The organism is Ruegeria sp. C2 (assembly GCF_056537765.1).
On record NZ_JBQFRZ010000003.1, the window covers coordinates 210,537 to 232,156 of the forward strand.

Annotated in this window: 18 protein-coding genes; 5 read left to right on the plus strand and 13 right to left on the minus strand. The window is 58.3% G+C overall.

Annotated elements, in window-relative coordinates:
- Positions 1–96: 96 nt before the first annotated feature.
- Positions 97–1,050 carry a GlxA family transcriptional regulator gene (locus ACR0IV_RS13250; protein WP_480658794.1) on the plus strand — a complete coding sequence of 318 codons (954 nt, stop codon included), beginning with the start codon at positions 97–99 and terminating at the stop codon, positions 1,048–1,050.
- On the opposite strand, the gene ACR0IV_RS13255 is transcribed toward ACR0IV_RS13250, so the two are convergent.
- Positions 1,017–3,452 (minus strand): GcvT family protein, encoded by a 2,436-nt coding sequence (locus ACR0IV_RS13255; protein WP_480658792.1) that lies wholly within the window; start codon positions 3,450–3,452, stop codon positions 1,017–1,019. The two genes, ACR0IV_RS13250 and ACR0IV_RS13255, sit on opposite strands and share 34 nt — an antisense overlap.
- A gap of 186 nt (positions 3,453–3,638) precedes the next feature.
- On the opposite strand from ACR0IV_RS13255, the gene ACR0IV_RS13260 reads away from it, so the two are divergent.
- The gene (locus ACR0IV_RS13260; RefSeq protein WP_480658791.1) at positions 3,639–5,156 is read left to right on the plus strand and encodes a trimethylamine methyltransferase family protein; all 1,518 of its coding nucleotides are present in this window, start codon (positions 3,639–3,641) and stop codon (positions 5,154–5,156) included.
- An 11-nt stretch (positions 5,157–5,167) separates the two neighbouring features.
- Here the strand turns inward: ACR0IV_RS13260 and ACR0IV_RS13265 are convergent, their stop codons facing one another.
- The 5 genes from ACR0IV_RS13265 to ACR0IV_RS13285 form a co-directional block, all read right to left on the minus strand.
- Complete coding sequence (locus ACR0IV_RS13265) at positions 5,168–6,142, minus strand: LysR family transcriptional regulator (protein ID WP_480658789.1); 975 nt, start codon at positions 6,140–6,142, stop codon at positions 5,168–5,170.
- Between the two features lie 93 nt (positions 6,143–6,235).
- On the minus strand, positions 6,236–7,531 hold the full coding sequence (gene hisD / locus ACR0IV_RS13270; RefSeq protein ID WP_480658787.1) for a histidinol dehydrogenase: 1,296 nt from the start codon (positions 7,529–7,531) through the stop codon (positions 6,236–6,238).
- 9 nt (positions 7,532–7,540) lie between these two features.
- Positions 7,541–8,236, minus strand: a complete 696-nt coding sequence (gene cuyB / locus ACR0IV_RS13275) for a cysteate racemase (RefSeq protein WP_480658786.1) — start codon at positions 8,234–8,236, stop codon at positions 7,541–7,543.
- A 32-nt stretch (positions 8,237–8,268) separates the two neighbouring features.
- Positions 8,269–9,282, minus strand: a complete 1,014-nt coding sequence (gene cuyA / locus ACR0IV_RS13280; protein WP_480658784.1) for a D-cysteate sulfo-lyase — start codon at positions 9,280–9,282, stop codon at positions 8,269–8,271.
- A 208-nt stretch (positions 9,283–9,490) separates the two neighbouring features.
- Positions 9,491–10,465, minus strand: coding sequence for a LysR family transcriptional regulator (locus ACR0IV_RS13285; protein ID WP_480658783.1), 975 nt, complete (start codon positions 10,463–10,465; stop codon positions 9,491–9,493).
- A 178-nt stretch (positions 10,466–10,643) separates the two neighbouring features.
- Here ACR0IV_RS13285 and ACR0IV_RS13290 point away from each other — a divergent pair, with 178 nt between their 5' ends.
- The 3 genes from ACR0IV_RS13290 to ACR0IV_RS13300 all read left to right on the plus strand — a co-directional run bounded on the left by ACR0IV_RS13290 (position 10,644) and on the right by ACR0IV_RS13300 (position 13,782).
- Positions 10,644–11,639 (plus strand): taurine ABC transporter substrate-binding protein, encoded by a 996-nt coding sequence (locus ACR0IV_RS13290; protein ID WP_480472620.1) that lies wholly within the window; start codon positions 10,644–10,646, stop codon positions 11,637–11,639.
- A gap of 74 nt (positions 11,640–11,713) precedes the next feature.
- Positions 11,714–12,520 (plus strand): taurine ABC transporter ATP-binding protein, encoded by an 807-nt coding sequence (locus ACR0IV_RS13295; RefSeq protein WP_480472622.1) that lies wholly within the window; start codon positions 11,714–11,716, stop codon positions 12,518–12,520.
- The gene (locus ACR0IV_RS13300) at positions 12,517–13,782 is read left to right on the plus strand and encodes an ABC transporter permease (protein ID WP_480658782.1); all 1,266 of its coding nucleotides are present in this window, start codon (positions 12,517–12,519) and stop codon (positions 13,780–13,782) included. The genes ACR0IV_RS13295 and ACR0IV_RS13300 overlap by 4 nt, the downstream gene beginning before the upstream one ends.
- Before the next feature lie 49 nt (positions 13,783–13,831).
- Here the strand turns inward: ACR0IV_RS13300 and ACR0IV_RS13305 are convergent, their stop codons facing one another.
- The 7 genes from ACR0IV_RS13305 to ACR0IV_RS13335 form a co-directional block, all read right to left on the minus strand.
- On the minus strand, positions 13,832–14,497 hold the full coding sequence (locus tag ACR0IV_RS13305) for a D-lyxose/D-mannose family sugar isomerase (RefSeq protein WP_480658781.1): 666 nt from the start codon (positions 14,495–14,497) through the stop codon (positions 13,832–13,834).
- Positions 14,498–14,510: 13 nt separating this feature from the next.
- Positions 14,511–15,437: a carbohydrate kinase family protein gene (locus tag ACR0IV_RS13310; protein ID WP_480472628.1), complete on the minus strand. Its 927-nt coding sequence runs from the start codon at positions 15,435–15,437 to the stop codon at positions 14,511–14,513.
- 21 nt (positions 15,438–15,458) lie between these two features.
- Positions 15,459–17,288: a family 1 glycosylhydrolase gene (locus ACR0IV_RS13315; protein WP_480658779.1), complete on the minus strand. Its 1,830-nt coding sequence runs from the start codon at positions 17,286–17,288 to the stop codon at positions 15,459–15,461.
- A gap of 72 nt (positions 17,289–17,360) precedes the next feature.
- The gene (locus tag ACR0IV_RS13320; protein ID WP_480658777.1) at positions 17,361–19,268 is read right to left on the minus strand and encodes a beta-galactosidase; all 1,908 of its coding nucleotides are present in this window, start codon (positions 19,266–19,268) and stop codon (positions 17,361–17,363) included.
- Positions 19,265–20,125, minus strand: a complete 861-nt coding sequence (locus ACR0IV_RS13325) for an SMP-30/gluconolactonase/LRE family protein (protein ID WP_480658775.1) — start codon at positions 20,123–20,125, stop codon at positions 19,265–19,267. The genes ACR0IV_RS13320 and ACR0IV_RS13325 overlap by 4 nt, the downstream gene beginning before the upstream one ends.
- On the minus strand, positions 20,122–20,727 hold the full coding sequence (locus tag ACR0IV_RS13330) for a 2-dehydro-3-deoxy-6-phosphogalactonate aldolase (protein ID WP_480658774.1): 606 nt from the start codon (positions 20,725–20,727) through the stop codon (positions 20,122–20,124). The genes ACR0IV_RS13325 and ACR0IV_RS13330 overlap by 4 nt, the downstream gene beginning before the upstream one ends.
- Positions 20,724–21,617, minus strand: coding sequence for a 2-dehydro-3-deoxygalactonokinase (locus ACR0IV_RS13335; protein ID WP_480658772.1), 894 nt, complete (start codon positions 21,615–21,617; stop codon positions 20,724–20,726). Before ACR0IV_RS13335 ends, ACR0IV_RS13330 begins: the two co-directional genes overlap by 4 nt.
- Between the last annotated feature and the right edge of the window lie 3 nt (positions 21,618–21,620).

Here is a 21,620-nt window from a genome sequence, read left to right on the forward strand (position 1 = left end):
GTGCGTGTTCCCTTGATATCTGGTTGCCGATGAAACGAGATTGTCTGACTCGATGACATGCAGTATTCGTCAAATATCATGCGGGAATAGAAAAAGTTGACGCAGAGATATAACATTCTGCTGTTTGACGGGTTTTCGAACCACTGTCTGGCCAGTTTGGTTGAACCGCTGCGCGCGGCAAATACTCTGGCGGGGCAGAAGCTTTATGCGTGGCGATTCTATTCGCCGGATGGCGCATCGGTCCAAAGCTCTAGCGGATTGCGGGTGACGCCGGATGGCGCGCTGGGGATTGAGACCGGCAATACGCTGGTCGTCATGCCTTCTTACGGATATCTCGACCTTGCAATGCCCGAGACGTTGCGGGCTCTGCGGCGAGCGGCGACCCGGCATGTTAACCTGGCGGGTTTGGATACGGGTAGCTGGCTGCTCGCCCGTGCTGGCCTATTGGAAGGTCACCGCGCGACCATTCACTGGGATGAGCTTTCGCGGTTCGAAGAGGCCTTTCCTGAGGTCGATGCCGTGCAGGAACGCTATGTGATCGATCGCAACCGGATCACCTGTTCCGGCGCGATGGCGGCTTATGATTTGGCAACGGCAATGATCCTTGCGGACCACGGCCCGCTTTTATCGATGGAGGTCGCACATCTGTTGATGAACCGCGGTGAACCGGGCGCCGCTGCACTGCCGATGAAGTCCGGAGATAGTTTGGTGAACCGCGTTCTGAACATCATGCAGAAATCACTCGAGACGCCAGTGCAGATCAAGGAGATCGCACGGCAGCTGGGTTGTTCGCAGAAGAAGATCGAAAGCCGGGTACAAGCTGAGCTGGGAACAACGCCGCAGGCGCTCTACCGTCGCCTGCGTCTGAACCTGGCACGTAACCTGGCGACCGAGACGCAGCAATCGGTGGCCGAGATCGCCAGCCGATGCGGATATGAAAACGCGAGCGCTATGACACGGGCGTTTCGGTCTGAATTCGGGCTGACGCCGACGGCCTATCGGAATAGTGGGCAAGGTCAGGCGCGCATTCGCGAGAATTCCGGGTCGTAGGGTGAGGGCGTAATGACCTCTGCCTCGACAATCTCGCCGCACAGGTCGAGTTGCATTCGGCTGCCGGGGGCCGCGAAATCCGGCTCAACGAAGCCATAGGCAAGGTTCAATCCGGTACGGTGACCCCAATCACCTGACGTGATCGTGCCCACGACTTTGCCTGACGAGATCAAAGATGCGCCGCCATGCGCAGGCGCGTGGGTTGCGTCGATCTGCAGATTGACCAGCTTCTTGCGTGCGCCCTCCGCTTGACGTTTCATCAATGCGTCCCGGCCAATGAAGTCACCTTTGTTCAGCCTGATAAATCGGTCCAAACCGGTCTCGAATGGATCAAATTCGGTCAGCAGATCGGCTTTCCAGTGCAAAAAGCCCTTTTCCATCCGCATCGAATCCACCGCTCGCGCTCCGAACAGCTTCAACCCATGCGCGTTCCCGGCCTGCCGCAGGGCGAGGTAGGCCGCATAAAGTGAACCATTGGGGACGTGGATTTCATATGCCAATTCGCCTGAGAAGCTGATGTTCAGCACCGTAGCCGGAGCGATGCCGACAAAACACTCGCGCACGGACAGCCAGGGGAAGCTGTCGCGGGACCAGTCGCCGCGCGCGCAGGCTGACAAGACATCACGTGCTTTGGGGCCCGCGAGCACCAGAATGGTCTGATCATTGGTCAGTGATTTCAGCTGCACATCCTCTTCGTCAGACAGATGTGCCTGCAACCAGTCCATATCGTGATATTCACTGGCCGCGGCCGAGCCGTACCAAACCCGCGCCGGGCCACGATCACTGGCGGGCAGGTTGGCGATGGTGGCCTCAGCCTTGACCATGCCATGGTGGTTGAGCAGATAGCCTAGCCCCACGCGCCCTTCGCGCTTTGTCACCGCACCGCAGAGCATCCGGTCGAGAAACTTGTGACGATCCGCGCCCGTGATCTCGATACGGTTGAAGCCGTTGACTTCGGTCAGGCCGACATTGGTTTGAATGTTCTGAACCTCGGCTGCAACCAGATCAAAGGCCTCATCGAAATTGAAACTCAGCGAGGGATGAAACTCGGGTGACGGCTTGATGTACTCAACCCGTTCCCACCCGTTCACAACGGTGAATTCTGCCCCTTCGGCTGCGAAAACAGGGGTCAACGGGGTGGTCTTGGCCGGGCGGCCCGCGGGGCGGTGTTCATGGGGGAAGTGAAAGCGGAATTCGTTCTGATAGTCCTCGATGGCTTTCAGCGCGGTCAGTTCCACATTCGTGTGACCTGTAAACCGACGCGGATCGAGGCACCATGTGTCATAGCAGGCTTCACCATGTACGATCTGCTGCGCCAGCAGCCAGCCATGGCCACCGCCTTCCCCAAGACCGGCGCGCAGGCCGATGATGCAGAAGGCGTTGCGTTTGCCGGGGATCGGGCCGACCAGCGGCGCGCCGTCAATCGTGTAAGTGATGGGGCCGTTGACGACGGTGTGAATGCCGACTTCCATCAGCGCGGGCATACGGGCAAAGGCGCCTTCCAGCACATCGGTGACCCGGTCCAGATCATCCGGACACAAGGCGTTGACGAAGTTCGGATCAATCCCGTCCATGCCCCAGGTCTTGCAATCCTGTTCATAGAACCCGACCAGCAATCCGTTCTTTTCCTGACGGCAGTAGTAATCGCTGATCGGACAGCGCAGCAGGGGCATCCGGTGACCCGCTTCGCGGATAGTCGGGATTTCTTCGGTCAGGAAATACTGATGCTCCATCGATGCGACAGGGTGATGAACGCCCATCATGGCGCCGACCTCGTTCACACGATACCCGCAGGCGTTCACCACGATATCGCAATCAATGTCGCCATGTTCGGTGTGCACGGTCCATGTGTCGTCCTTATGCTGGGTCAGCGCGGTGACCGGCGTGTTCCGATACACCTCGGCCCCAGCTTTGCGGGCGCGGCGGGCCAGGGCCTGACACAACTGCGCCGGGTCTATGTCGCCATCCAGCGGATCCCAGAGCCCGCCCAGCAGGTTCTCGGTTGAGATCAGCGGATGACGGCGGGCGCATTCTTCGGCGTCGATCACCTCGAAATGAACATCCATCCCGCGCGCCATGGACGCGAAGTGTCGATATCCCTGCATCTGCTCCGGCGTATTGGCCAGACGAATGCCGCCATCGCCGTGATGGTAGTTGATCGGATAATCCGGGTCCTCGGCCAGTTCCTTGTACAGGTTGATCGAATGGGTCTTGAGCCCGACCATGGTCTGATTCATGCCGAAATTGGTCACTTGCGCAGCAGAATGCCAGGTTGTGCCGCTGGTCAGCTCGTTGCGCTCAACCAGTACAACATCGCTCCATCCTTCACGGGTCAGGTGATAGAGCGTTGAGCAACCGGCGATGCCGCCTCCGATGACGACCACCTTAGTGCGCGATTTCATGCAAGAACCCTCCGGCTGGTTTTTCGGGATTAGTCCGGCGCATGCGTGGGTTTTCAAGCGATTGGGCGTTTTTGCGCAGAATATCGAAGATTGATCTTGAGATAATCGTAGAAAGGTAATTCCCGTTGAATCCGGACAGTCGAGATCCTTTGAATAAAGTCATTACATCATGTTGAAAGGACTGCGATGGAAGCGCGGCAGGGAAAGCGGGCAGGGCGAAAGGGCCGTCTTGCACAACGGGCGGAAAAACCTGCGCTTGATCCGTGCCCGCCGGGACAGCCGGGCGGCAGCTATAAACCCCTGACCGACGCTGAGCTGCAGCGTATTTATTCCACCGCGCTCGATCTGCTCGACAGGTTGGGAATGGGCGAGGTGCCGCCGCGACTGCACGCAGATCTCTTGGCGATCGGTGCGCGCGACACTGGCGAGGGTAGGGTGACCTTCCCGCCGCAGCTTGTGGAACAAGCCATCGATCAGGCCGCCAAGACCTTTGTGCTTCACGGACGGGATGAGACGCGTTCGATCGAGGTGGGCGGCAATCGTGTGCATTTCGGAACTGGTGGGGCGGCGGTTCAGACGCTTGATCCGAATACAGGTCTCTATCGCCCGTCGACCCTGCAGGATTTGCATGATTTCACACGGCTTCAGGATGTGTTGGCCAATGTCAGTTGGTTTACCCGCTGCTGCGTTGCCACTGACGTACCTGAGACCTTCGATCTGGACGTAAACACCGCTTATGCGCTGATAAAGAACACCACCAAGCCTACGGCAACTTCCTTCACATTGGCCGAGCATGTTGCCCCCATCGTCGAGATGTTGGACATCGCCGCAGGTGGCCCGGGCGAATTCTCGAAACGCCCTTTCATGAAGGCGCATATCAGCCCCGTGATCTCGCCGATGCGCTATGGTGAAGATGCGGTAGATGTCGTCTATGCCTGTGTCGAACACAATATCCCAATGTCTTGTATCACCGCCGCGCAGGCGGGGGCGACGGCGCCTGCGACTTTGGCTGGGTTTCTGGCTCAATCTCTGGCCGAGACCCTGGCCAGCCTGGTGATGGTTCACGCAATCCAACCCGGATTTCCGATGGTGTTCTCTAACTGGCCTTTGGTGATCGACCTGCGTACCGGCGCGTTTTCGGGTGGGAGTGGTGAAACCGCGGTGCTGAACGCTGCCTCGGCTCAATTGTCGAACTGGTTGGGGCTGCCTTCGGGCGTGGCCTGTTCGATGACGGACGCGAAAGCCATAGATGCGCAATACGGGATGGAGAAGGGGCTGACCTCGATGGCCGCAGCGCTGGCGGGCGGTAATCTGATATACGAAAGCTCGGGCATGACGGCGTCCCTATTGGGGGCGAGCTTCGAGGGCTTTGTGCTTGATGACGAAATGCATTCGAACACCTATCGCGCCCTGCGGGGCATTGAGGTGACCGACGACAATCTGGGCTTTGACGCTATTTGCGAGGCGGTTTTGGGCGAGGGGCATTTTTTGGGTGGGCAGCACACCTTTGCTGCGATGGAACGGGATTATTTTTACCCGTCATTGGCCGACCGGGACGAACCCCGGACATGGGCCGAAAACGGTGCGCTTGATGCCTGGTCCCGTGCGCGCTTGAAGGCGCAGGAAATCTTGCGGGATCACCGTCCCAACTATCTGACGCCCGAGCAGGACCACCTGATCCGAGCGCGCTTCAATATCCTTTGAGCACGGCCGGATTACTCGACAAGATCGAAACGATCAGCGAGCCAAGGGTTATCCGCATGAAGGGGTGCAAGGATGCGATCTCGGATCAGCGCGCGCGTTTTGGTGTCGACCAACTCGATCACCGAGCGGGAACAATCCGGCGTCGCGACCAGAGCAAGCGTGCGTGAAAAGCTCTTTCCCGGGAAGGGGTGCATTTTCAGCTTTGGCTGAAACCGTTTGGCGCGCGAATACAAGAGTGGTGTCGTGATGGTCCACCCGGCCCCGGCTGAAACCATGGACATCAGGGTCTGATTGTTGCTGCACTCAAACCTGTGGGGCGGGGAAAACCCCATCCGGCGCAATTGCGATTCAATCTGCCGCGCAATGATGAGCGAATTGGAAAACCGCAGGAACGGCAATTTCGTGCGCCCTTCGACGATATCGGTCAACGACTCGTCATTCACCTTTGGCAGAACGATGACAAACGGATCGCGTAAAAGGGGGCGGTCCTGAAGATCACGCATCTTTTCGGTGGGTGTGGTTGAGATTCCCACATCCAGTTGCCGGTCACGCAGCATCTCGATGATCGCGTGGCTGGAGTCCGTGTGATACAGAAAATCGCAGGCGGGCATGTTGGCCGACAGGAATACAGCAAGCTCGGGAATGATGTCGCTGTCAAAATCCTCGATTGTGCCAAAGCGCAGATAGCTGGCCTCGGCAATGCTGCCTGCCGAGGCTTCGGCCTTGGCCTTGCGGATCAGATGCAGAGCGTCATCGATATTGCGCAGGAAGACATGGCCCTTTGGCGTCAGCACCATGGGTCGGCGTGCATGATTGAACAACTCGACGCCAAGATGATCCTCGAGATTGCGCAAATGGTGCGAGATTGTGCTGATGGTCAGCCCGGTTTCCTTCGCTGCCGCCTGCAGTGAGCCCTTCTGCGCGCAGATCTGAAACAATTCCAGCCACTTGAGGCTGAGGTCCTTGGGAGCAGTCTGACGTGGCATCCGAGTCGTCTCGTTAGGGTTTGGTCAAATATGATCAAATTATGAGAGTCTTGCTATCAAAATTTCTCAAATCAGATCGCATGACGACTGCCCCTATGTCGTAACAGGCGTGACGGCCTCGTGTTTGGACAAACGCATCTCAGCGGCGCGCGCATGGCCCTCCATACCCTCCATTCGGCTGATCCGGGCAGTGCGTCGGGCCAGCTCGTGCGAGGCCATAGACGTACAGCGTTGCCACGTCACCGTCTTGGTGAATTTGTGGACGGACAGGCCTCCGGTATAGCGCGCGGCGCCGCTGGTCGGCAGCACGTGGTTCGGACCCGAGGTTTTGTCGCCGAATGATACGGTCGTCTCGGCCCCAAGAAACAATGAGCCATAGGCCGACAGCTGATCCAGCCACCAGTCCAGATCCTCGGCCATGACCTGCAGGTGTTCCGGCGCGTAGTCATCTGCTACTCGGGCCGCCTCCTCTCGCGTGTCACATAGGATCACTTCGGCTCGATCCCGCCATGCTACCCGTGCGGCTGAGGCATTGGGTTCAGGCAGGCTGTGGATCAACGCATCTATGCGCGCAATCACTCCGTGTGCCAGCGCCTTGTCGGTGCTGACGAGCCAGACCGGGCTGTCCATGCCATGCTCGGCTTGACTAACCAGATCCCACGCAACAGTTTCGACGGATGCGGTGTGATCCGCGATCACCAGAGAATCCGTAGGCCCGGCGAACATATCGATACCCACCTTGCCGAACAGCATCCGCTTCGCCTCGGCCACATAGGCGTTTCCGGGGCCGACCAGAATGTCCGCAGGTCGCGCTCCGAACAGTCCATGCGCCATGGCGGCAATCCCCTGAACGCCGCCAAGGTTCAGGATCAGGTCGGCCCCGGCGAGGTCCATCGCATAGACGATTGCATCGGGAATACCCGCCTCGGGGCGGGGCGGAGAGACCGCGGTGATATGAGGCACCCCGGCGACCTTGGCCGTTGTGATGGTCATCAGAGCGCTGGCAATATGGCTATATCTTCCACCGGGCACATAGCAGCCCGCGCTCGAGATCGGGATTTGTTTTTGCCCAGCGATCAGGCCCGGCATCACCTCGATCTCGCACTCTTGTACCGTGGTCATTTGTGCCTCGGCAAAGCGACGGATGTTGGCGTGGGCAAAGCGAATATCTTCTTTGACCGTATCGGGTACGCGGTCGCAGGCAGCATTGCGCGCCGTCTCGGACAGGACGAAATCTCCGGTCCAGCCGTCGAGCTTTTCGGCATAGCGCCGCACCGCCTCTTCACCCTCGCGTTCGATGTTTGACAGCATGATCGACACGATGTCGTGGATATCGGTGTTCTCTGTTTCCGGGCGGGGTTCGGCGGTTTTCAGATAGGTGACGGCCATGAGGGTACCTCAACTGGGCAGGTAATGGGCGTGAATGGCGTTGGCCAGAACGTCGACGGTATCAAGGACGGGCACTTCCGAAGAAAGCGTACGCGTGAGGAGCGAAAACTCGGAACAAGCCACGAGCAGCAATTGGGCACCATGCCCGGTCAGGTCTGCCGTGGCGGCAGAGAGCGTTTCGTGTGTTGCCGGGATCGCCCCGTCTGCCTTGATTTGCCGGATTGCATTCAGCATCTGGTCTTCGTTTTTCGGCCAGAGCGCCGAAAGACCTACCCGCTCCAATGAAGCGTCGAACACTCCGGCTTTACGCATCGCCGGCGAGGCCAGGATGCCGAGGCATCCGCCGTCAGGCAGCGCCTGAGCCGCCTGTTCAATCGACAGATCGACCATGTGCAGAAATGGGATCGAGATCGCCTGTTCGATCTGCCCCGCATAATGATGCGCGGTATTGCAGGGCATGGCCAGTGCCGTCGCGCCCGATCGTTCCAGCCCCCGCGCCATGTCGGCCAGAACTGGGCCGGGATCAGCGCCGGTCCCTTCGATCAGATGGGCGATGCGTGAGGGGACCTGCGGGTTCATGTCGATCAGCAAGGGCAAATGATCCACATCATCCTGCGCTTGCACCGTGCCCAGCAAGCGTTGTTGCAATAGGATTGTCGCCTCGGGGCCCATGCCGCCCAATATGCCCACGACCCGGCGGGTCATGCGGGAACCTGACAGAAGACATTCGCCAGCATTTACAGGTTGACCCAACGATCCGAGTGATCGAAGGCAAAATCATAACCGAACAGACCAACTGAACCTCCGGTATGCAGGAACACCAGACGCTCGCCTTTGAACGTGCCCTTCCGGGCCAGATCGATCAAACCTGCGGCACCTTTGGCGGAATAGACCGGGTCCAGCAGAATACCTTCAAGCTCCGCAAACATCCGGATCGCCTCAATCCCGCTTTCGGTCGGCAGACCATAGCCTTCACCCACATAGTCCGTATTGGCCATCACATCTTCGCGGCTCACGACGCCTGAGCAGCCCAGTTTTTCAGCTGTCTTGCAGGCCAGATCATAGACCATCTGCTCTTGCTTGGGTTGCGGCGCGCGGGTGCCGATGCCCAACACGGGGATGCCGGTGTTCATGGCGCAAAGCCCGGTTACCAGCCCGGCCTGCGTGCCGGAAGAGCCGGTGGCATGCACCACGCGGTCAATCTGCAAGTCAGCATCATTGGCCTGACTAACCATTTCCAACGCACAATTGACGTACCCCAGTGCACCCGTCGGGTTCGAACCGCCGCCAGGGATCAAATAGACCTTGTGCCCCTCGGCGCGATTCTTTTCTGCGGCGCGCTCCATCTCGGCGGGCATATCGTGGCCACCGGGAAATTTCTCGGTCGTGGCACCATGCAGATGATCCAGCAGCACGTTGCCGTTATTGTTGTAATTGGCGTTGTTATAGCTGGTGCGGTCCTCCAGCAGGATATGACATTTCAAACCCAATCGGGCAGCAAAAGCCGCCGTCTGGCGCGCATGGTTGGACTGGGTTGCACCCTGCGTCATCACCATGTCCGCGCCCTGTTCCAGAGCCTCACCAAACAGGAATTCAAGCTTGCGGGTCTTGTTGCCCCCGGTCGACATACCGGTGCAATCGTCGCGCTTGATCCAGATCTCGACCCCCAATGCGTCGGAAAGACGTTTCATCGGCTCCAGCGGAGTCGGTAGATGGGCAAGAAAAACGCGTGGGAAACGAGAAAGGTGCATCAAGCTGTCCTGATCTGAACCCTGAGCCGGTTGAAGGATCAACGGGCGAATGGGTCATAGGTTTGATTTCGGGTTCGGCTGCAGCCAGACTATGGCCGCATGTTCGAAGTTTATCAGAGCTTACAGCGCCCGTCGGTCAAGCATCGCGTTTCCGGTTTCGAAAAACCCGGAAGATAACTTCGATATTCCGCGATTGATTGAGGGTCGTTCATTCAGATGTCATCGGGAGGGTGCGAAAATCGTTCTTCAGCCACGAGAACTTCGCCGTCATTGGCTCGGTCACGTGCTGGCGGATCAGATTGTACAAAGTGTTGTGCAGCAATCGTGTTGTGGTTGGTGGATAGACGCTGGTGGTAAACAGCGACACGGTCCGTGCGAAGCTTTTCCCGGGAAAGGGCACGGCGCGCGTGTCCTCGTGGAATCTGCGCGCGCGATAATAACTAGCAGCGGTCGTGACCGCCCAGCCACTGCCTTCGGCGACAAGCCCAATGATGGACTGATTACACTCAAGCTCGAACCGGTTCGGCAGGCTGATCTTGCTGCGGGTCAGCTGGCTTTCGATCAGTTTTCCAATGGTGTGGTCCCGAGAATACCGCAACAATGGCAAGGCGGTCTCTGAATCAAGCAACTCTTCAACCGGGCCTTTGAACGAGGGTGGCAAAATCACAATGAACGGGTCTCTGAGCAGTGGAAATTCCATCAACCCCTCAGCATGACCCGAGGGGCGTGTGGCCACACCTGCATCCAGTTTCTGGGATTGCAGCTTGTCGATGATTTCGTGGCTAGGGCGAGTGAAATGGCGGAAACTGCACCTTGGCAACGAGGCTGACAGATGCCGGAAAAGCTCGGGTGCCACGCGGCTGTCGAAGTCGTCGATCAGACCCAGCCGCAGATCAGTTGCGTGTTGCCAAGTACCCGAGCGCAGTTCAGCCTCGCCACGTTTCAGGGCCATCAACCCCTCCCGAACATGGCGCGAGAACACGGTTCCGGCAGGGGTCAGACCCATGGGGCGACGGCTGTGATCAACCAGTTCGACATCCAGCGCCTTCTCTAAGCTGCGCAGATGGTTCGACACGGTGCTGATCGACAAACCGGTTTCGGCCGAAACCTTCTGGATTGATCCAAGCTTGGAAATAAGTTGAAACACCTCCAGCCATCTGAGACTGAGTGATTTTTGTGGCATCCAAGCGCTCCTGATCTGCGACTGATTAGGCTAAAGCGAAACAAAGTTTCGCTTTTTCCGCAACAAGATTTTTATTTCACGATTCCGCCCGCCTGCGACTATGGTTTTCCCACTGTTTCGCAGGTCGAAGTTTCGCAATAATCGGGCTGACGAAACCAGCAGGGAGAAAGTAGTCAAAATGATCAAGAGAAAACTGCTCACAACCACCTTTGCCGGCATTGCTGCACTAACCGCTTCGCAAGCGGCGGCGCTGGATGAGATTACGGTTGCGTATTTCCTGGAATGGCCGATGCCGTTCCAATATGCCAAGGCCAACGGAACCTATGAAGAAGAGCTTGGTGTAAAGATCAACTGGGTGTCCTTCGACACTGGTACGGCGATGTCCGCAGCGATGGCGTCGGGCGACGTACAGATCGCGGTCAGCCAGGGCGTACCGCCCTTCGTGGTCACCACATCGGCAGGACAGGATATTCAGATCGTCGATGTCGCGGTCAGCTATTCGGACAACGACAACTGCGTCGTTGCAGAAGCGTTGGAGATCGACAAAGGCAACGCGGGCGAGTTGAACGGCAAGAAAGTTGGTGTTCCGATCGGTACGGCGGCGCATTACGGTTTCCTCTCCCAGATGGGTCATTTCGGCGTGGATGTTGGCTCGATGGAGATCGTTGATATGGCACCCGCGGATGGCGCGGCGGCCTTTGCGCAGGGCAACCTGGACATGGTCTGCGGCTGGGGCGGCGCGCTGCGTCGCATGGTCGAACATGGCAATATCCTGCTGACCGGCGCTGAAAAAGAAGAGCTTGGCATCCTGGTCTTCGACGTGACCAGCGCCCCGTCAGGCTTTATCGAGGAAGAGCCCGAGCTTCTGTCCAAGTTCCTGAAAGTCACCGCAGATGCCAATGCGAAATGGAATGCAGGTGACAGCAAGGACGAAATGCTGCCGGTGATCGCTAAGGATGCTGGTATGGATCCCGCGGATGCCGAGGCAACCATCGCCACCTTCTCCTTCCCATCGGTTGAGGAGCAGTTGTCCGAGAAATGGCTGGGCGGCGGCGCGCAGGACTTCATGAAGGGTGTGGCCAACGTTTTCGTTTCGGCAGGCAGCATCGAGTCGGCGCTGGATTCGTATGATGGTGCCGTGAATGCAGCACCACTTGCGGCGGCAGGTAACTAAAACTCACAAGTCGCCAATTAAGACCGGCCCCACAGAGGGCCGGTCAACAGATATGCACGCAGGAAGGATACAGGATGCCTGAACTGGACATTGTCGATTTGTCCATGCGTTTCGACCTACCCAACGGCTCATCGGTGCAGGCACTACAGGATGTTTCGCTCAGCCTGAAAGAAGGCGAGCTGATGTCGGTGCTTGGCCCATCGGGCTGCGGCAAGACCACGCTTCTCAATATCGTTGCGGGATTTCTGGCCCCTACATCGGGTAAAATCGAACTGAACGGTCACCTCGTCGAAGGACCGGACGCTGAACGTGGAATGGTTTTCCAGAAAGGCGCCTTGTTCGAATGGATGAACGTGCGCGAGAATGTCGATTTCGGTCCCCGTATGAAAGGGATGCCTAAGGCCGAACGCGACCAGATCTCGGATCATCTGCTCGAAGTCGTGGGTTTGCAGGACTTCAAGGACAAGGCGGTCTACGAGTTGTCTGGCGGTATGCAACAGCGCGTGGCGCTGGCGCGGTGTTTGGCCAACGAGCCGGACGTTATCCTGATGGACGAACCTCTGGGCGCTCTGGACGCGCTGACGCGCGAAAAGATGCAGGGCCTTGTTCTGAAACTCTGGAAAGAAACCGGCAAGACGATCATTCTGATCACCCACTCGGTCGAAGAGGCCCTTTTGCTGGGCGAGCGTCTGATCGTGATGGCGCCCAGACCCGGACGAATTCACCGCGAATACAACCTGCCGTTCGCCGAGCGCGGCGTGAACGCGGATCTGCGGGACGTGAAGAAATCCGAAGGGTTCGCAGAAAAACGCGATGAGATTCTCTCGATGATCTGGGAGATGGAAGAAGAAATTATGGGTCGGACGGAGCAGGCATCATGATTGTACTTCTGTTTTATATTGGCCTGTTTGGCGGCGCGTTCTTCATCGTCTACGCGATGCGTCGGGGATTGCAGTCACGTCAGGACTTCACCAGCCTGAAAACAGTAACTTTTGGCGATGAAAGCGCGGTTCGTGCAGATCGGGCGGCGTCAATCATCTCGGTCCTCGTGATCTTTGTGATCTGGGCCGCGTTCACGGGGTCAAAACTGTTCCCGATCCATGTGCCGGGCCCCTTTGTAGGCGAAACGCAATTCACCTACACTTTGGAGAATGCGGATGGCACCACGGACGAGGCGACCGTCTTTGTCCGCGTCCCCTCATTTGGTGAAGAGGCTGAGAAGTTCGAGGTTGAGCCCGGAAGCGGTTTTGCCAAGGATGATGCCTTTGCGGCACCTGCGGGCCGGTCTTCGACCATTCTGTTCGACAAAAACGACGACGCCAAACGCGCGGATGGCGCGAAAATCATCGCCATCAATGGCACGCCCATTGGCCCGGATGATGCGGTGGATACAGGTGATGGTACTGTTACTCTGACCGGGAAAGGCGCGATCAGCTTTACGCCCGATCAGGGCCTGCAGATGAACCCGATCTGGCTGCCTGCACCGGAAACCGTCGTTGCGCGTTTCTTTGAAATTGCCAGCGAGGGCTACCAGAACTTCTCGCTGTGGCAGCACCTGGGCTGGTCACTGCTCCGCGTGATCGCAGGCTTTGTAGCAGGTGCACTGGTGGGCATCCCGCTGGGCTATGCAATGGGCCTGTCCGGCTGGTTCCGCGGCTGGTTCGACCCGATCGTCGAATTCATGCGTCCGGTTCCGCCTTTGGCGCTGATCCCGCTGGTTATCATCTGGTTCGGCATCTGGGAAACAGGAAAGATCGTTCTGCTGTTCCTGGCGGCGCTTTGGATCATGACCATCGCTGCGCGGGCAGGGGTTTCCGGGGTGAACATCTCGAAAATCCACGCCGCCTATTCGCTGGGCGCTTCTAAGTGGCAGATCATGCGTTATGTGATCGTACCCAACTCTCTGCCCGAGATATTCACGGGCGCACGGGTCGCGATGGGCGTTTGCTGGGGCACGGTTGTTGCTGCTGAACTGGTGGCAGCCCAGAAAGGCGCCGGGATGATGATCATCGCCGCGTCGAAATTCCAGCTGACCGACATCGTGATCATGGGCATCGTGATGATCGGTATCATCGGCTACGGCATCGATATCCTGATGCGCAAGGCTGAAAACTGGCTGGTGCCGTGGAAAGGCCGCAGCTGATCTGTCGGATCATGGCATAGAAACGGCTCCCGAATATTTCGGGGGTCGTTCAGTAATCGGATACCAGCAGAAAATCCGGAGTCGCGTCTTCCTCAATGGTCGCAAATCGCGGGATCGGATCTTCGAACACATTGTCTGTACGATCGTCGTTGACAGTCGAGACCTCACCAATCAGGCAATCGCCCTGTTCGGCCCAGAACGCATGCCAGATGCCGGGCATCAGGGTGACGCTTTGACCAGGTTTCAGGCGCAATAGCTCTCCAGGCTGAATGATGACCGGGCAACCGTCGCTCGGGACAACAACAGGCGTTTCACGATCGATGCCACCGTCGGGATCTGAGGCGTAGATCTCCATCACGAGATCACCGCCCCCACGGTTGATGATGTCTTCGGCTTTCAGGATGTGGCGGTGCATGGGCGACAGTTGTTTATCGCGCGAAATCAGAAGTTTCTCGGCATAAAGCATGCCGCGCCCTTGGCTCAAGTCGTCTACGTCTCCGTTGCGCAGGGTGAAGAGGAACAGCCCAAGCTCATCGAACCGACCTTGTCCATAGTCGGTGATATCCCAGCCCAGCCCTCGGTTGCGAATGCCTGCAGCCTTGTCGCTGCGCATCTCATCGGGTGACCAATTGTAAAAAGGTGGCAACACCGCGCCGAATGACTGGATAAAGCGTTGTGCATCGGCCTTGATGTTGTTGATATCGGATCGTTTCATGGTCGTATGCCTATCAAAGTTCATGCGCCCAGGGCGGGTTTGCCCCGGCGCGGGAGACAGTTACAGCGGCTACCTGCGCGCCCAGTTCAAGTGCGGCCTTCATGCTGTCTGCCGAAAGGGTCCGTAGCGCCGGTTTGTTCAGGTGGCCGGTTTGCTCAAGCTGAGCGAGAACGCCTGCGTTGAAAGTATCGCCGGCACCAACGGTATCGACGACGTCGACCTTTTGCACCGGGACCGAGACCTCGGAACCGTCGGCAAGATAACCCGTCGCGCCGTCACCGCCTCGGGTGACGATCACAACCGCCGGTCCGGCTTGCAGCAGCAGCGGGATTTTCTCGGCATGAGTTTCCGGGCCTGGGATGATCCAGTCGAGGTCTTCATCCGAAACCTTGACGATATCGGCCAGAGCGATCATCCGGTTCAGACGGGTGCGGTATCGCGTCTGATCTTTGATGAATCCCGGTCGGATGTTTGGGTCCAGCATCACCGCGCGATCCGAGCCGTGACGCTCTAGAAGCGCGGCATAAGCATCAGCGCAGGGTTCACAGGCAAGGCTGATCCCTCCAAAATACAGCGCTGAGACCCCCGTTAGCTGGTCCGGCATGTCGTCGGGACGTAGCATCCGACCGGCTGAGTTTTCGTCAACAAAACTATAGCTCGCGTGGCCGTCCTGCAGCTGCACAAAGGCCAATGTCGTGGGGCGATCCGAGCGAATGATGTGATTGGTCGAGACATGGCTGATCTGCAGTGCGGCAGTCAGTTGCTCGCCAAACATATCCGTCGAGAGGCCGGTCAACAGCCCGGTCTGAACGCCCAACCGTCCCAGTGCAATTGCCGTGTTGAAGATGGCCCCGCCGGAATGCGGAACAAACCCCTGTTCACCCGAAACAGTGGGCGCGGCAATCATGTCGATCAGGGCTTCTCCGCAGCACAGGATCATTCCGCTGTCCTCTTCCCTTTCTCAGCGCGCGAGCGCATTCTGGCAGAAATTGTTAGCGCCAACAATGCCGAAATCATCTTGTTCCGAGACATATAGGTTCATTCCCTGACGCAGCGTATCGAACCGTCCGCCCGCATTGAAGGCCCTCAGGAAATCTTGACCGAAAAGCCAGCGGTTCTTTTCGGCGACGCCACCCACCAAGAAAACACCGCCTGTTGGAACCAGGGCCATTGCCAGATCACCCATGATCGCGCCGAGATGTTCGGTGAACATACGCGCGGTTTTAACGGCGCAGGGATCATTCCCATCCCGCGCGTCTTGTAAAATATCCTTGGCGGATCGTGTTGCTGCTTCGGTCCGGCCGCTCGCCATCCCCACGGCCTGATACAGGATCGGCAAGCCTATTCCGCTCAGAAACATCTCCGCTTCGATCACCAGACTATCGTCGAAAAAGCACTCGGGCGCTATGCGCCGGGCGGCGTTGAAGACCTCAACTTCATCAAGGTGCCGGGGTGAGAGGCCCATATGGCCGCCTTCACCCGATGCTGTATGGAAATGACCTTCGGACCAGAGCAGGGCGCCGACGCCCAGCCCGGTACCGGGTCCCACAACCAGACGGGTGCCAATCGGGGGAGCGCTTTCGCCTTGCAGCACTTCGACATGATCTTCGGTGATCTTGGCGACTGACCACGCAGCTGCTGTGAAATCATTGATCACGAAGGTATGTTGCGAGCCAGTGGCACGGGCGAGCTCATCTTCGGACAGATCAAGATTGGCGTTGGTCAGGCGGATAGAACCATTCCGTACTGGCCCGGCCCCTGCGGCTACTACGGCACGCGGATCGGTGCCGATCTCGTCCCGCAAGCTGTGCAGCGCATCGCGCAGATCGGTCAGAGTACCGGTCGGATGCTTTCGCAGGTTGGTCAGTTCTCCGTTGGTGACGACCCCCAACCGGGTGTTGGTGCCGCCAATATCCGCGACAAGGTTCCAATGTGCGTGCACATGGCTTTCTGGCCTGACCCATGGCGCCGGGTGTGGTTGATCGGACAGAAATGTCAGCAGCTCTGTACTCGACGACTTCAGGAAAACACCCCCTACAGGAACGTTCTGCCGAAGCGCACCTTGAACCGCTTCCAACCCAAGTTCCAATTTAGATAGTGTGCCACCGTCCAGAGTGACAAAAAGCGGTACCTCCTTGGCGTAGCCTTGTACCTCAAGGAGCGTTGGCAAGGTCTTGAGCGAAAGGTCATACCAGTCGACAGGCTCTGCAATTGTGCCAAGGTCCTGCTGCCAGTTTTTGGGCAGATCGGCCCCAAGCGGCTCTAGTATCGATGTTGGATAGGACCCGCCTATGACGGCCTCTAGCCCGTGGCCCAGCTCTGCGCCAACATTCGTCATGCCATAGCCGCGCATCGCTTGGACGGCCATGCCTTGCGCCAGCAGCTGATGGTGCAGGCTCCGCGCGGTGCCGCGTTTGTCGTTCTGTTGGGCGGGCAAGGGAGCACAGGTTGCGATGCTGAACAAAAGCTCACCAATCCGAGCTACGATTATCTCGGCGAAATCGGCAAAGCGCGCAGCGACATCTCGGTTGCGCCATCCGCCATGATCCACCAGAGCAGCTGGCAGAGTTTCATGGTCGAGCATCACGCAGGGGCGCTGTCCAAGTTCCAGAATTTGATCAACTCGTCGCGCAAGGTGATCCACAGCTTCGGGCACCGGTTTGCACTCATCCTGAAGGATCTGATCCCAGTGGATGTGCAAACGATAACTATCAAACCCGCCCGCAATCTTGGCAGGCTCGACCGCACCAAACAGGAAATCGTCGGGAAAATCTGAACGGGTGTATTTCATCGTTGCAACCTGCTGGGCGTGACCTTAGCTCTGCGACCTAGCAGGTTATGTTAGCGTTATCTACCCTTATTATTATGGCTGCACGCGTGTGCGGAACACGACATCACAACCGTTGACCCGGGTATCCTCCCAGACGATCGGGTCTGCGTTGTAGTTGATCAGAACCTCGTAAGAGGCTGTCTCGCGCCGTCGCAAGCCGTTTGGCATCGAAACGACGGGCAGGCCCGTTTGTTGCGCCGCCATGGCGATGATCCTGTCCCAAAGAGGTTCATCCGGGAAACCGCCCAGATACCACAGGCTATCATTTCCCTTCAGTGCCGCGTTGCCATTGTCAAAGCTCAGTAGGTCGGGCGCGTCGCCGGACAGATGTTCGGCCCAGTGGATGACTGCGCCGCCGCCCTCAACCGGGCGTTCGGTGCCGGGGGGCAATGTCTCGATCACATCGACCGAGCAATCCAGCGCCGACAGGCCGGGGCGTCCGTGGTCGGGAATGCGAAACTCGGGCGTGATGGCGCCTGTGCGCGGTCCGAGGATCGCGAGTTTGGCTTTGGACAACGATTTTTGCAGATCCTCGTCCACACTTGCGAGACCCGGTGCCAGGATCAGGTCATAGTCGTTAGGAAGCGGGTAAGCCGCAGAAAGGACATCCACCGATAGCCCAGCCCGCCGTAGCGCACGATAGGCCGCGAAGACCAAACGGAAATACCCAAAGCCCGCCCCCTGAGGCTGCGTCTGCCACGCCCAATCCGACGCATAGTCGAACAGGATAGCGACCTTGGCACGCGCGGGCTTGATCTCTCCAAGCTTGGCCAATTCATCGGCTGTCTGGCGCGCCTCGGTCAGAGCGGGGGTGTCGTCCCCCCATGGGCTCAGAAGACCTGCATGCATCTGTTCTTGCCCGAACGGGGCCTGACGCCAGCGGAAATAGCTGACAACTTCAGCACCATGCGCCACAGCCTCCAGCGACCAGAGCCGCACCATGCCGGGCAGCGGGGCCGGGTTGTAAGGTGCCCAGTTCACCGGGCCGGGCTGTTGCTCCATCACCCACCAGCGCCCGTGGCCAACCGCGCGGTAGAGGTCGTGGTGAAACGCCTGCATATCCGGATCACCTTGTTGCAGGAACGCTGCCTTATGTGTGTCATCAGCCTCAAGCCGGTCCGACAGAAAGCCGATCGGATAACTGTCCCAAGTGGCGATATCGAGGTCTTTTCCGATCTCGAAGTGATCGAAATCCAGCACACGCCCCATATAATTGTGAAGCAGTGGTGTATCTGTCAGCGGGCGCAGCGCATCAACCTGAGCTTTGTTGAAGGCCACTACCTGATCCGAGCTGAATCTGCGGAAGGCCAGAACATGCGCCGGGTTGGGTTCTGTTACTGTCAGATTGGGCAGGTCGATCTGGTCAAAGCTGGTGTATTCCATCGACCAGAACACATTGCCCCACGCCTCGTTCAGGGCCTGAACGGTTCCATAGCGGTTCTTCAGCCAGAGCCGGAATGCCTGCAATGCAACCGGGCTGTAGCTGAGCGTTGTGTCGTGACAACCATATTCATTGTCGATCTGCCACGCGGCGACATGAGGATTGCGCCCATAGCGCTCGCCCATGATCCGCGCAATGCGCACGCCTTCTTCGACATAGCCCAGATGGCTGAAGCAATAATGCCTGCGCGACCCGAAATTGCGTGGGTTGTCGTTGGCGTCAACGGCCAGCATGTCGGGATGCTTGTCCAGCATCCACCGGGGTGGTGTAGCCGTGGGCGTGCCCATCACCACCTTCAACCCCGCAGCGCCAAGCGTCTCGACGGCACGGTCGAGCCAGTCGAATTGCAGATCGGCAGGCGTTGGCTCTAACCGGCTCCAGGCGAATTCGCCGATACGGACCCATTTCAGACCTGCATGGATCATACGTTCCGCGTCTTCGGACCACTGCGTTTCAGGCCAGTGTTCCGGGTAATAGCATACACCAAGTTCGGGTTTCATAAGATGACTCTGTGTTCCATCTGCCCATGCGCGACGTCTGGCGCAAAAAGGGTCATGCCGTTGGTTGGGTTTGATTTCAATGTATCTGCGTCCAACCCCTGCCGGGCCGTGGTGCAGAACAGCGTCGTCAAATCGTTGCCTCCGAATGCGGGGCAGGAAGTATGGCGGGCGTCAAAATCGACTGCACGCAGAAAATGTGCATCCTCGTCATAAACGGCCACCCGGCTGGCACCCCATTGGGCGATCCAGATGTTGCCTTGCGCGTCGACGACCGCACCGTCCGGGTTTAGTCCTTCTTGGGTGAGGTCGAGGAAGACAGCTACCTTTCCCTCGGGCCATCCCGTTTGCGCATTCAATTGCCAACGCATGACCTGTTTGGTCGCAGTATCGCAGAAATAGGCACAGGACCGATCGGGCGCAAAGCAGATAGCGTTCGAGATGGTGACATCTCCGACCAAATGCCTCAGCTCTCCCTGCCAATAGCGGTAGATCGATCCGGCACCGGCCTCGGCCTGTTTACCCATGGTGCCGATCCAGAACCCACCAAATGGGTCTGCGCGACCGTCGTTCGAGCGCGTAACTGCGTTGTCCGCCTCGAGCGCTACGATGAGGTCTTTCGCATCAGTCTCCAACCCAAACCGCCAGAGCCCGGTTTCTGAGGCGATCAGCAGAGTGTCGTGATCGATCCACCCTGCGGCCGAGACATGCTCATCAAACTGCCAGATCTGTGCCGTGTCTCCGTCACGCGACATCAAGCGCTTGCCGATGATATCGAACCAGAACAATTGCTGCCGTTCCGGATGCCACAACGGCCCTTCGCCCAATTCGCAAGGGCGGTCGTCATAGATCTGACTCATGCGATGGCCTCGTCATAAGCTGTAACGATCTTGCGGGCTCGTTCAGCGATATCCGCGACAGGCATGCCCGGCTTGAATAGCGCTGATCCGATGCCAAACCCGTCTGCGCTGGCCTCGATCCATTCCTTGAAGTTTTCAGGCCCTGCGCCGCCGACGGCAAAAACCTGAGTCCCGGCGGGAAGAATTGCCCGCATCGCGGCAAGCCCCGAAGGTCCAGCCATGGATCCCGGAAACAGCTTCAGCCCGCTCGCACCCGCCTTGAGTGCCGAGAATGCTTCGGACGGAGTAAACACGCCCGGCCAGCTTTCGAGGCCTAGCTTATGAGTATGCGAGATGACGTCGACGTCACAATTGGGCGAGACAATCAAGCGGCCTCCAACATTGGCCACCGAGTCGACCTCATCCAGAGTCAGAACGGTGCCTGCACCGATCAGAGCATCATCGCCGAATTCGCGTGCCAGAATCCTGATGCTCTCCAATGGGTTGGGCGAGTTTAATGGAACTTCGATCCGATCAATTCCAGCGTCGATCAGCGCCCGCCCGACAGCGGCGGCCTCGGATGGGGTCAACCCGCGCAGGATGGCAATGACAGGGCGGCTCATGCGGTTTCTTTCGTCAGGGATCGAGCCTGCAACAAACCTGCAAGCGTTGCAGCTGTGGCGTCCACGATCTCAATCATAGCGCCCTGTTGTCCGAGCGCTGCAGCGTAGGCGTTTGACAGACCTTCCGGTCCGATGATTGCCAGTTGCTGACCCAGCCAATAGGGCCGCGTCGCGGCAAGCTCCGCTCCGATCAGCATGCCGGACAACCGTGCATTGGCTACGGACTTGCTTTGACCGTGCAGCAGGTCAGCGGCGCGCAAACCAAACAACCGAACGGCCAATTGTTCCGGCTTGGACAGCGCATCCGTGACCGCTTCGCTGAAACTTGCGTCGTCCCATCCGTCCTCTACCGAGTGTCGGAGTACCGATTGCCCGCGTAGCAGATCGAACAATTCGCCGGTCATGAATGTTCTGAAACTGATGACTTCTCCGGCGCTGATTTGCACCCATTTGGTATGCGTGCCGGGCAGGCATATGACGCCGTCCCAGTGCGGGCGCGTTGCCAGATAACCTGCGATCTGGGTTTCTTCGCCACGCATAACGTCGGCAGGATCGGACTGCTTCAAACCCGGCACGACAAATGCGCGGATACGTGGGTCAGTATCCGGGACCCGGATCGGAGCATTCGGCACAGGGGCCGAGGGGACGGCGACATAGGGTGCTTCGACCCAGCCTTGCCGCGCACCGACCATGCCGCAAGCGATGACATCAACGGTTTCTGCGGGCAACCAGGGCTCAATCAGTGCCATTAGCGCGGCCTGAAAATCTCCGCCGGCTGTTTTGGACATGCCATCCTGTGACTGAGAGTGTTCCAGCACAGTGTCACCCTGCATGGCCCAAGCCCTCAGGCGGGATGTTCCCCAATCAACTGCGATCCAGTCCGTGTTCATTTC